This is a genomic window from Nocardioides sp. 616 (assembly GCF_002930065.1).
GTDB lineage: Bacteria > Actinomycetota > Actinomycetes > Propionibacteriales > Nocardioidaceae > Nocardioides > Nocardioides houyundeii.
In genome coordinates this window covers 158,440-170,671 of the sequence record NZ_POAG01000024.1, presented here as the reverse complement: position 1 = coordinate 170,671, position 12,232 = coordinate 158,440, and the positions used below count along the sequence as shown (strand labels likewise).

The window sequence follows — 12,232 nt, the reverse complement described above, 5'->3', positions numbered from 1 at the left end:
CGCCGGCGATCCGGCGCAACGCCTGGAGGGGGCGCAACCATGCACCGACTCGTCGGCAGCGACGCCGGGTTCCTGTTCATCGAGAGCGAGACCCAGACCTCGACCTGCGTCGACCTGGTGGTGCTGGGCGCCCCACCGCAGGGACGCGGGCCCTGGTCGCTGGCGGACCTGCGGGGTCACTTGAGCGCCCGGCTCTCGGGCACACCCGCGCTGCGCCGACGCCTGGCGCACGTGCCGCTGGGGCTCGGACACCCGCTCCTGGTCGACGATCCGGAGTTCGATCTGGACGCCCACCTGAGCCAGGTCCGGCTCCCGGCGCCCGGCGGGGACGAGCAGCTGAACGCCGCGGTCGCCGAGGTGCTGCCGACCCTGCTGGACCAGGGCCGCCCGCTGTGGCGGGTGGTGCTGGTCGACGGGCTGGCCGGGGACCGGCAGGCGCTGGTCTTCGCCTTCCACCACGCCCTGGCCGACGGTGCCGGACTGGCCAACACCCTCGCCCAGCTCATCGACGACCGGAGGCACGCCGCGCGCCCCGCGCTCCCGGCCGCCCCGGCCCCCGCGCCGCGCCGCGCCGTGCTGTTCGCCGGCACCTTCGGCCGCCAGCTGCTGGCCTGGTGCGCCTTCCCGCTGCTCCTGGTCCGGACGTTGCGCCGGTTCCGTGCCGTCGACCGGCACCGCGCGGGCCAGGAGCTCGCCCCGCCCCCGGCCATGGGCGGCGCTCCCCGCACCCTGCTCAATCGGTCCGCCGACGCCCGGCGCGGCTACGCCCGCACCGACCTCCCCCTGGCCGACGTACGACGGGTGCGCGCCGCCGCGGGCACCACGCTGAGCGAGGTGGTGCTGGCGGTCGTCGCCGGCGCCCTGCGGGACTACCTCGCCCAGCGCGACGCGCTGCCGGACACCCCGCTGGTGGTCAACGTGCCCATCGGCAACGACGCCCCCGGTGAGGTCACGCGCACCACCGGCAACGTCTTCGCCAACTACCTGGCGCACCTGGCCACCGACGAGCCCGACCCCCGGCGCCGGCTGGCCGCGGTCGCCGCCGCCAACGCGGCCGCCCGCACCCAGCTCGACGTGCTGGGCCGGGACACCCTGACCGCCTGGCTGGACCGGATTCCGCCGGCCCTGGCCCGGCCGGCCGCGGCCCGGATGGCGGCCAAGCAGCGCAGCGGCGAGGCCGAGCCCGACTTCAACGTGCTGGTCTCCAACATGCGGCTGCCCGGCAGCCCCTGGACGATGGCGGGCCGCACGGTGGAGACGGTGGTGATGTCGGGTCCGGCCGCCGACGGCGCCGGGCTCAACATCACCCTCACCGGGTACGGCGACCGGCTCGGGCTGGCGATCGTGGCGAACCCCAGCGCGGTCGACGCGCCCGAGGAGCTGGCCGGCCGCCTGCGCGCCTCCCTCGACGAGCTGCTGGCGGCGTACACCGACCCGGCGGCGACGCGACCGGACGTGGTGGCCTGATGCGCCGGCTCAACGGCGAGGACGCCGGGTTCCTCTACATGGACCTGCCCCAGCAGGCGATGTGCTCGATGGCGCTGGGGGTGCTGGGCGGCGACGGGCCCCCGCTGTCCCTGGCCGACGTACGCCGGCACGTCGAGGCGCGGCTGGACCACCTGCCGTCGTGGCGCTGGCGCATCGTCCGGGTGCCACTCGGCCTGCACCATCCGGTGGCGGTCCGCGATCCCCACTTCGACCTGGACCAGCACCTGCAGGCGATCACCATCGAGGGGGACGCCGCCCTGGACGCGGCGTTCGCGTCCCTGGCCGAGGAGCACCTCGACCCGGACCGTCCGCTGTGGCAGGTCACCCTGGTCGACGGCCTCGACGACGGCCGTCAGGCGCTGATCACCAAGTACCACCACTGCCTGGCCGACGGCGTCGCCGGACTGACCACCTTCGCCCGGATCTACAGCGACGAGGAGTTCGAGCCGCTGCCCGATGCCGAACCCGACGTGGCTGAGCGGATCCCCGGCAAGGCGCGCCTGGTGGGGGCGGCGCTGCTGGCCCACCTGCGCGCCCTGGTCACCATCGTCGGGCTGGTGCTCGGTACCGTGCGCGGCACCGCCCGGGTGCGGGCCCGCCGCCGGGTCGCGCCGGTGCAGCTGCCCGCGTTCAGCGGGGCGGCCCCGTGGACGGTGCTCAACGATGCCTTCACCCCGGCCCGCACCTATGCCCGGGCCGCGCTGCCGCTGGCCGGGATCAAGCGGGTCAAGGAGGTCGCCGGGGTCACCGTCAACGACGTGGTGCTCGGCGTGATGGCCGGGGCGCTGGTGCGATACCTGGCCCGGGTCTCCGAGGTCCCGGAGCGACCCCTGCTGACCACGGTGCCGGTCTCCTCGGAGCCTCCAGGTGCCCCGGTGCGTCAGGCGCACAACCGGTTCTGGAGCTTCACCACGTCGCTGGCCACCGACGTCGCCGACCCCTGGGAGCGCCTGGCCCGGATCAGTGCGTACGCCGGGGAGGGCAAGCGGCAGCTCGACCTGTTCGGCGTGGACCTGATGCCGTCCTGGCTGGACGTGGTGCCGCCGCTGCTCGCCGAGCCGGGGGCCCGCAAGCTTCCCGAGCGGCTGCGCGAGGCGACCACGGACGTGGACGCCAACATCCTGATCTCCAACGTCCGCGGCCCGGCGCGCCCGCTGCGCCTGCTGGGCCGCACCGTGGAGGACCTCTACGTCGACGGCCCACCGAGCAACGGGGTGGGCTGCAACGTGATGCTCTGGAGCTACGGGGACCGGATGCTGCTGGGCATCCTGGCCTTCGCCGACGCGCTCACCGACCCCTCGGGGCTGTGCACGGCGATCGAGGAGAGCTACGCCGAGCTGGTCGCCCTGGCCGAGGAGCACGCGACACTGGCGACCACCGCGTAGCAGGCCGGCGTCGCGGAGTGCCGTCCTCAGCCCCCGGCGCCCGGAGGCGGGGGACTGAGCGGGTTGAGCGAGGCGCTGGGCGGCAGGTCGGGCGACTGGGGCAGGCCCGCCTCTCCGAGCACCCCGGCCTGCGCCTGGGTCAGGGCCTGGACCTGGGCGATGCTGGTGGCGAGCCCGACCAGATGACCCATCCGTGCCAGCTCGGAGTCCAGGAACTCCGGTCCGCCGCGGCGCGCCAGGAGATAGACGTCGTCGCCGACCGGCACCCCGCACAGCACCAGGTTGTCGTCAGCGCTGATCAGCCTGCTGGGGACCCCGATGTCGACCCACTCCACGCTCTCCGGTGCCGCTTCGGTGCGCTCCAGGATCCGGGCGCCCAACCCGTCCTGCGTGGCGCGCACCGCCCAGTCGAGCCGGAAGGTCAGCGGCATCAGGGCGAGCAGCCGCTGGTGCGCCTCGCCCGGGTGCTCGGTGAGGTCCTCGACGGCCTCGAGGTCGAGGAAGAGGTTGCCGCCGCCGGCGTACCGGCTGACCCACAGCACGTGCACCCCGGGCAGCGAGCTGCACGCCGAGACGATGGAGTCGGGCATCATCCCGGGGGCGAGCTCGAGGAGCACGTCGTCGACCGCGGTGCCGTGGCCGGTCTTCTCCACGATCTCGATCGCCTCGATGTCGCCACCGGCCTCACCGATCGTGCTGGCGACGCGGCCCAGTGATCCGGGCACGTCGGGCAACTCCACACGCAGCAGGAACGGCATTCGGCAAACTCCAGATGTCCGGCTCGCCTCGTGCGCGAGTCTGTAGGCGTTCTGACCCATGACAGTAACGAAAAGTTATGACGGCTGCGTTTCCCCGACTCCCGGCCCGGGCGGGTCGGGCCGTCTCCGGGGCGCCCTCCGGTGAGCGCCCCAGCGGCCTCAGGAGCCGGCGAGGCGGACGGCGAGCCCGGTGGCGCGCTGGGCGCGTCGGGTGATCGCGGCCCGTACCTCCGCCTCCGAGCCCACCACCCGCACCCGGGACCGGGCCCGGGTGACCGCGGTGTAGAAGAGCTCGCGCGAGAGCAGCCGGGAGTCCTCGGGGGGCAGCAGCACCGTGACCACGTCGGCCTGGCTGCCCTGGCTCTTGTGGATCGTCATCGCGTGCATCGTCTCCACGTCCCCCAGGCGGGAGGGGGCGAGGTCGAGCGGACCGGTGCTCGCGTCCACCGCGACCCGGCGGGCCTGGCCGGTGTCGACCACCACCGCGGTGTCACCGTTGTAGACGCCCAGGGCGTAGTCGTTGGCGGTCACCAGCAGCGGCCGCCCGACGTACGCCGACTCGTACAGCGGGTCGCCCGTCTCGGCGGTGATCCACGCCTCCACCCGGCGGTTCCAGTGCCGTACGCCGTACGGCCCCTCGCGGTGCGCGCAGAGCAGCCGGTGCTGCTCGAGCGCCGCGAGCGCCGCGTCGGGCCGGTTGGCGGCCGCGGCGTCGCGCACCGCGAGCGCCGCGGGCAGCGCGGTGTCCCGGATCCGGGCGGACGGGTCCTCCTCGCGCACCCACTCGACCTCGTCGTGCCCGGCGGACAGCACCGCGACCGCCGCGTCGGCGTCGCCGGTGCGCAGCGCCTCGGCGAGCTCGGCGATCTCCTGGCCGAACCGGTGGGTGGTGCTCAGGGCGACCACCGGCGAGTCGCTGCGCCCGGCGTAGCCGCGCACCAGGTCGCTCAGCACCGCGCCCGCCTCGATGGAGGAGAGCTGGAAGGGGTCGCCCACCAGGATCAGCCGGGCGTCGGGGCGTACCGCCTCGAGCAGCCGCGCCATCATGGTCAGCGACACCATCGAGGTCTCGTCGACCACGACCACGTCGTGCGGCAGCCGGTTGCCGCGGTCGTGGCGGAACCGGGTGCGGTTGCCCGGGTGCGGGCGCAGCAACCGGTGCAGGGTGGAGGCCTGCAGCCCGGCCAGCCGGTCCCGGTCGTGGGCCGAGAACGTGCCCGCCTCCCGATGCACCGACTGCTGCAGCCGGGCCGCGGCCTTGCCGGTGGGCGCGGCCAGCGCGATCCGGACCGTCTCGCCGCGGGCCGCGAACTGCTCGTGCAGCCCCACCAGGAGCCCGGCCACCGCGGTGGTCTTGCCGGTGCCGGGACCGCCGGTGATGACGGTGGTCCACTGTCCGGCCGCCCGCAGACAGGCCGCGCGCTGCTCGTCGTACCCGGTGGCGGCGAAGACCCGGTCCAGGGAGGCTGCCATCAGGGCGGGATCGTGCGGCGGGGTGGTGGCGGCCCGCTGCCCCAGGTCGGCCAGGACCTGGCTCTCCTGCTCGTGGTAGCGGTCCAGGTAGAGCAGGCCGTCGACCCAGTGCAGCACCCCGAGGCGCAGCAGCGGGCTGGCGGTCAGCGCCTCGTCCCAGGCCGTGGGGTCGGGCCAGGGCAGGTCGACCTCCACGGGGGTGTCGCGCACCCGGTCGAGCTCGAGGCAGACCGACCCGGCGCGCACCGCGCGGCAGGTCAGGGCGATCGCCAGCAGCACCGACTCGTCCGACTCCTGGCCCAGCTCGCCCAGGGTGCGGGCCACGTGGACGTCGCCGGAGGTGATGACCCCGGCCTGGTTGAAGGTCGCCAGCAGGCCAGTGGCGCGCAGCGCCAGGTGGGCGTCGCGGGGGTCGCCGATCTCGAAGAGGTCGCTCATGCCTTCTCTCCGTCCAGCAGGGCCGAGAGCTCCTCGACCAGCGCGACCGGAGGCGCCCAGGAGAAGATCCCGCAGGGGAGGCCGTCGACCCGCGGCGTCTGGGGTCCGCACATGCCGCGGAGGTAGAGGTAGAGGACCCCGCCGAGGTGCTGGTGCGGGTCGTAGCCGGGCATCCGCCACCGCAGGTAGCGGTGCAGCACCACGGTGTAGAGCAGCGCCTGGAGCGGATAGTCGGAGTGGCCCATCGCCTGGTCGAGCATCGCCGGACGGTAGTCGTGCGCGGTCAGCGGCCCGCCCATCTCGCCGAGCCAGTTGGTCTTGTAGTCGATGGTGAGGAAGCGCTGACGGCCCTCGACCGGGACCCGCACCACCACGTCGATGGAGCCCGCGAGGTAGCCGCGCAGCAGCTGGCGCGCGAGCTCCGGGTCGGAGTCCAGGGTCTCGGCGTAGCCCCGCAGCGGGTCGCCCGCGCCCAGGTGGCGGCGCAGCAGCGGCGCCAGGTCGCCGAGCCGCACCGCGCCGGCGTCGTAGGAGGCGTCGTCGCCACCGGCCAGCGGCAGCTCGAAGTCGAGCTCGGTGAGGCGGTCCGCGACCGCCACGTCCATCAGGGTCGCCTCGCCGGCCAGCGGCCCCAGCGGGCTGGCGCACACGGTCACCAGGGCGTCGGCCAGGGCCTCGGAGTCCACCTCGACCGGCCACCACACCCGCTGCTCCTCGATGTGTCCCAGGAGCTCGGCACGGAAGTCGGGTGCGGCAGGGTCGGCGTGCTCGAGGACCGCGTGCACCAGGGAGCCGAACGTGGCGCCCACCGGCAGGTCGGCCATCGGGGAGGCCACGGCGGTCAGCTCGAGGTGGTCGGGCTCGGTGCTCAGCACCGGCACCGCCTCGTCCCCGGTCTCGGGCACGTCCTCGGGCTCGGAGAGGCTGCGCTCGGCGCCGGCGTGCTGGAGCGCCGCCGCCGACAGGGCGGAGTACGACGTACGCCGCCAGCTGGTGTCGACCTCCCGGGTGAAGCGACGCACCGAGAGCGGGTCGCGCGAGGGCTGCAGCGGCGTCGGGTCGGGCGCGGCGTGCGCGGCCAGCTCCGGCCAGAAGCCGCCCGCGTCGCGCCAGTGCCCGAAGATCTCCATCGCCCGGTCGTCCTCCACGAGCGCCTGCTCCGCCGGCACCGCGGCCATGCCGGGGCGGCGGCCGAACAGCATCCGGTGCAGCGGCGAGCCGGTAGTGTTCTTGCCGGTGGGGGCGTACCAGGCCACCACCTGGGAGCGGGCGCGGGTCAGCGTGACGTAGAGCAGCCGCAGCGACTCCCCGGCGTCCTCGCTCCAGTGCCGGCTCACGTGCTCGGCGCGGTAGGGACTGGGGCCGCCCACGTCGCGGCACCGGGCGCCCTGCTCGTCGTGGAACAGGGGCACCTCAGGGTCCCGCCCGGTGTAGCGGTTCCACAAGGTGGGGGCGTAGACGATCGGGTACTCCAGCCCCTTGCTGCCGTGGATGGTGACCAGCTGCACCGCGGCCGCGTCGGAGTCCAGGCGCCGGGTCCGCTCGGAGGCGACCTCGATCTTGTCGTCGGCCACCTGGCTGCGCAGCCAGCCCAGCAGCCCGACCGCACCCAGGCGCTGCTCCACCGAGATCTTGTGCAGCGCCTCTCCGATGTGACGGATGTCGGTCAGGGTGCGCTCGCCGCCCAGGGTGCCGAGCACCCGCGCGGTCAGCCCGCCGACCACGGCGTACTCGAGCACGGCGGCCACGCCGCGGGTGTTGAGCAGGTCGGCCAGGGTGCGCACCTGGTCGCTGAGCCGGTCGGTGCCGGCGTCGCCGTCGGCGTCCAGCTGGGTCGCGGAGACCCCGAGGAAGCAGGTCAGGGCGGCGGCGCGCACCCGGTCGGTGCGGTGCGGCTGCTCGAGGGCCTCCAGGAAGGTCAGCCACTCGGTGGCCGCCGGGGTGTGGAAGACCGAGCCGCCGGCGTTGATCACCGCCGGCACCCCGACCTCGGCGAGCGCGAGCTGCGCGGCCTGCAGGTCGGCCCGCCGGGCCGCGAGCACGGCCACGTCCCCGGGGCGCACCGGCCGGCCCTCGAAGGTCGCGTCACCGGTGAGCAGCAGCTTGATGTCGCGCGCCATGTCGGTGATGACGTGGCTGCGCCAGGCGTCCACGCCGGGCTTGGCCCGCGGACCGGCCCCGAGCTCGGTGCGGCGGACCAGGCGCATCCGGAACGCCGGGCCCGCACCCTGCAGCCGCGAGGTCTGGTGGTGCGCCTCGACCGGGTGCACCACGATCTCGGGGTCGCCCAGCTCGGCCCCCTCCAGCACCGCGTGCAGCGAGTCCAGCAGGGGCTTGTCGGCCCGCCAGTTGACCCCCAGGGTCTGACGGGTGGTGGCGCGCTCCGCGGCGTTCAGGTAGGTGACGATGTCCCCGCCGCGGAAGGCGTAGATCGCCTGCTTGGGGTCGCCGATCAGCACCAGGGTGGCGACCTGGTCGAAGGCCCGCTCGAAGACCTGCCACTGCACCGGGTCGGTGTCCTGGAACTCGTCGATCAGGGCGATCTTCCAGCGGTGGCGCATCCGGGACCGGGCCGGAGCGGCGGGATCGGCCAGGGCGTCGGCGAGCTGTCCGAGCAGGTCGTCGTAGCTGAGGATGCCGAGCATCCGCTTGCGGCGCTCGATCTCGGCGAGGGCGTCGAGGGCGAAGCGCACCCGGGCGGCGGCCTCGGAGTCCGGCGCCTCGTCCAGGGCGGCGACGGGCTCCACCTGGGCTCGCGGGTCCCCGACCGCCTCCCGGGCCAGGGAGCGCGCCACGTCCCGGCTCCACGGTGGGTGCTGCACCCCGGCGAACCGGGCGAGGTAGAGGTCGTCGACGACCTCGTCGGTGAGCTGCTCGAGGTCCTCGACCAGCGTGGCGCCGGGATCGGTGTCGCCGGCCACGCCCAGGCTGCGCAGCACCAGCTGGCAGAACTGGTGGATGGTGGCGATGGTGGCGGCGTCGAAGGAGGTCAGCGCCGCCGTCAACCGGCCGTGGCGACGGGCCAGCTCGGCCGGGTCCGCGTCGCAGAGCCGGCGGTGCAGGGCGTTGTCGGGGTCGGCGGTCGCCGGGTCGGCGAGCACCCGGGCGGCCTCGTCGAGCTGGGCCCGCACCCGCTCCCGCAGCTCCTGGCTGGCGGCCCGGGTGAAGGTGACCACCAGCAGCTCGTCGAGGGTGGCGACCCCCTCGGCGACGTACCGGGTGACCAGGGCCGCGATGGTCCAGGTCTTGCCGGTGCCGGCGCTCGCCTCCAGCAGCGTGGTGCCGACCGGCAGGTCGCCGGCGATGTCGAAGCGTTCCAGGGCGGTCATCAGATCCCTCGCACCTGTTCGCGGTCGTCGGAGAGCAGCGGGCCCCACACCTGCCAGGCATAGCGGCCCAGCGGGGCCGCGAGGTCGGAGTACGGCGCGTGCTCGCCGAACGCGCGGACGTGCCACGGGTCGGCGTCCTCCCGGGGGAAGCCGGAGTCGTTGAACAGCGGAGTCTCCCACTCCCGCCGGCCCTTGGCGTCCGGGTCGGCGTCGCGGCCCCGGCGCCGGTGCAGCTCCTCCTCGGCGAAGGCCAGCGAGGTCTTGATCGGCAGCGGCAGCGGCTCGCGCATCCCGCGGTCGTAGACCTCGACGAGCTCGCGGAGCCAGGCGATGGCCTCGTACTGGGGCAGGGGAGCGATGATCGAGACCTTGCCGCCGTTGCGGAACTTGCCGATGGTGTGGGCGGTCCAGTTCTCGTCCGGCCGGCTGGCCGCGAGTGCCAGCGCGTCGAGCCAGGCGGCGAGCCGGTGCTTGGCGCCCAGGCTGGAGTAGCTCACCCGGACCAGGTTGTTGCCGAACACGTCGCCCACGGTGCCCGAGAGGCGACGGCCGCCCAGGTCGACGTCGACGTCCAGGGTGCGGGGCGTGCCGGTGCGCAGCGACAGGGCGTGCCGGACCAGGGGCTTGACCCGCTCGACCACGCCCGCCAGCACCCCCGCGCCGAGCTCGTCGGGGGGCAGCAGACCGCGCAGCCGCTCGGCCTCCTCGGCGGCGTGCGCGTCGGCCCCGGCCAGCACGTCGCGGACCAGTCGGTCGCCGACGTCCCACTGCTCCAGGGCGTCCAGGGTGATCGGGATCGCGTCCTTGGGGTCGTCGGCGTCGTACGGCGTGGAGACGTGCAGCCTGCTGCGGAAGAACGCCTTGACCGGGTGGCGGAAGAAGTCGTGCAGGTCGGCCAGCGAGACCTCGGCGGAGACCTCGCGCGCCGGCAAGGGCTCGGGCACCAGCGCTCGCTCCGTGCTCCGGTCGCCCCGTGCCGCGACGGCGCCGGCCAGCGCGGCCCGGTCGAAGGTGAACGGGCGCGGCTCGACGCTCAGCCGGCCCGGCACCAGGTTGGCCTCGTCGAAGGGCTGGAGGGGGTGCTGGACCAGCACCCGGTCCCGCACCCGGGTCGGGGCGGTGGCGGTGCGGTCCAGGGCGTCGATCAGCTCGCCGAGCGGGACCGCGGGGGGCCGCTCCGCACCGGTGTGCTCGCCACGGCCGGTGTAGGTGATGACCAGGGTCTCGGTGGCGGCACCGATCGCGTCGAGCAGCAGCTGTCGGTCCTCGGAGCGGATGTCCCGCTCGCCGGTGCGCGGTCGCCGGGCCAGCACGTCGTCGCCGTCGACTCCTGCGATGCGCGGGAAGACCCCGTCGTCCAGACCGACCAGGCACACCACCCGGTGCGGCACCGACCGCATCGGCACCATCGTGCACACCGTGAGGGTGCCGGTGCGGAAGTTGGACCGGGTGGGCCGCCCGCGCAGCCGCTGCGCCAGCAGGGCGCGCACGTCGGCGTGCCGCAGCCGGGTCTCGCCGTCGCCGACGCCGGCGGCGATGCGGGCCAGCTCGCGGTCGAACTGGGCGACCTGCCAGGCGTCCTCGAGGTCGGTGCTGGTCAGCTCGTGCACCCCCCGGCTCAGCGCCGACATCCACTGCGCCACGGTGGTGGCGGCGTGGGCGCGCACGGTGAAGGAGTGCAGCCGGTCGAGGAACTCGGCGAGCCTGCCGGCCAGCTCCAGGTCGCTGTCCCCCACGTCGTCGAGCGGGAGGGTGCCGACCACGGCGCGGTGCCCCTGCCCCGACATCGCGGCGCCCAGCAGGACCCGGCGCAGACCGGCGACCCAGGTGTTGGCCTCCAGCGCCAGCCCGAACTCCTCGCGGTGGCCACGGTCGAAGCCCCACCTGATCCCGGCGTCGCGGACCCAGGTGGAGATGCGCTCGAGCTGGTCGTCACCGAAGCCGAAGCGGGCCCGGACGGGCTCCGAGGCGGCCAGGTCGAGCACCTGGGTGGCGCTGAGCCGTCCCGCGGAGAGCTCCACGATCGAGGCGGCCACGGCGAGCAGCGGGTTCGTGGCCCCCAGCGAGCGGTCGGCCAGCCGCACCCGCAGCTGGTGGGCCGGGTGGCCGGCGCCGGGCACGGTGACGTCGGCGAGCCCGAACCCGGCCGAGACCAGCGGGGCATAGCTCTCGATGTCCGGGCACATCACCAGGATGTCCCGGGGCTCGAGGGAGGGGTCGTCCTCCAGCAACCCGACCAGCACCTCGCGGAGCACGTCGACCTGCCGCGCCGAGCCGTGACAGGCGTGCACCTGGACCGAGTGGTCGCCCGGGGCCAGCACCCGGGCCTGTCGCTCGGCGGGGTCGGGGGCCCGGTTGGCGCCGAGGTCGTGCTGCAGCCAGCCCAGCAGGCTGGTGGGCGCCGCCGGCTGCCCGGAGGCAGGTGGACCCGCGTGTGGCGTGGTGGGGCCGCCCTCCGTCGGGACCTGCCCCAGGGTCCGCCGCAGCTCCCGGGAGTCCCGCCCCAGGGACGCGAGCAGCGGGTGCCCGACCAGGGTGACGCTGGTGTCGAGGGCCCGCGGGACCGGTCCTTCGGCGGCGCTGGGGGCGAGTGCCTCCCACAGTGCGGGGGAGACCTGGGGCAGCCACAGGTGCACCTCGCGCACCTCGCTCAGGGCGGCGAGCAGCTCCACCTCGGTGGCGGGGAGCCGGGTGTGTCCGAACAGCGAGAGCCGGGGCGGGAGGTCCAGGTCCGTCCCCCCGGCCCGCAGCCGCTCGAGCGTGGTGGCGTGCCGCACGTCCGGCGGCGGCGCGTCCACCCGGGCCAGCAGTCGTCGCCACAGCTCGGCCTGCCAGAGCAGGTCGCGGTCCAGCGGGTCTCCGCTGCCGTCGGTGTCGTGCCCGGCGCGCCAGTCGGTGATCAGCTGGGGACGCTGCACGGCGTACGAGGCGAAGAGGCCGGCGAGCCGGCGCGCCACCGAGAACCGGCGGGCCCGGCGCTGGTCGTCGGTGTCACCGTGGCCGAGGTGGGCCGAGAGGGCCTCGAAGCCCGGGTCGCCGAGCGAGGCATCGATGACCTCGAGCAGTGGCCAGGCCAGCTGGTCGGGGGACCACGGGTCGTCCTGCTCCCGGCCCAGCAGCATCGAGACCAGGGAGCTCGGAGCAAGGAACCGCACTCCGGCGCACACGCCGTCGCCGCCGCGGCCCCCGGTGCCCAGGCGGTGGGAGAGTCGCTGGGTCAGCCACCGCTCCACGCCTCGGGCCGGCACCACCACGACCTCCTGCAGGAACGGGTCCGGCAGCGGGGTGGCCAGCATGCTCGCCAGGTCGTCGGCGAGCAGATCGGTGCGCGTGGCGCGGTGGAGGTGGAGCGGCACGGCGC

At 74.9% G+C, this 12,232-nt stretch carries 6 protein-coding genes; 2 read left to right on the top strand and 4 right to left on the bottom strand.

From position 1 onward, the window contains the following. Positions 1-39: 39 nt before the first annotated feature. Both C5H89_RS17690 and C5H89_RS17685 read left to right on the top strand, forming a co-directional pair. Complete coding sequence (locus C5H89_RS17690; RefSeq protein ID WP_104108270.1) at positions 40-1,467, top strand: wax ester/triacylglycerol synthase family O-acyltransferase; 1,428 nt, start codon at positions 40-42, stop codon at positions 1,465-1,467. Beyond that, positions 1,467-2,873 carry a wax ester/triacylglycerol synthase family O-acyltransferase gene (locus C5H89_RS17685; RefSeq protein ID WP_104108269.1) on the top strand — a complete coding sequence of 469 codons (1,407 nt, stop codon included), beginning with the start codon at positions 1,467-1,469 and terminating at the stop codon, positions 2,871-2,873. The genes C5H89_RS17690 and C5H89_RS17685 overlap by 1 nt, the downstream gene beginning before the upstream one ends. Before the next feature lie 26 nt (positions 2,874-2,899). On the opposite strand, the gene C5H89_RS17680 is transcribed toward C5H89_RS17685, so the two are convergent. From C5H89_RS17680 to recC, 4 genes are all read right to left on the bottom strand, one after another. Further along, entirely contained in the window at positions 2,900-3,631 is a 732-nt protein-coding gene (locus C5H89_RS17680) for an ACT domain-containing protein (protein ID WP_205305107.1), read from the bottom strand. A gap of 159 nt (positions 3,632-3,790) precedes the next feature. Then, on the bottom strand, positions 3,791-5,542 hold the full coding sequence (gene recD, locus C5H89_RS17675) for an exodeoxyribonuclease V subunit alpha (protein WP_104108268.1): 1,752 nt from the start codon (positions 5,540-5,542) through the stop codon (positions 3,791-3,793). After that, positions 5,539-8,871: a UvrD-helicase domain-containing protein gene (locus C5H89_RS17670; RefSeq protein WP_104108267.1), complete on the bottom strand. Its 3,333-nt coding sequence runs from the start codon at positions 8,869-8,871 to the stop codon at positions 5,539-5,541. The genes recD and C5H89_RS17670 overlap by 4 nt, the downstream gene beginning before the upstream one ends. Beyond that, positions 8,871-12,227 carry an exodeoxyribonuclease V subunit gamma gene (recC, locus tag C5H89_RS17665; RefSeq protein WP_104108382.1) on the bottom strand — a complete coding sequence of 1,119 codons (3,357 nt, stop codon included), beginning with the start codon at positions 12,225-12,227 and terminating at the stop codon, positions 8,871-8,873. Before recC ends, C5H89_RS17670 begins: the two co-directional genes overlap by 1 nt. Positions 12,228-12,232 lie beyond the last annotated feature (5 nt).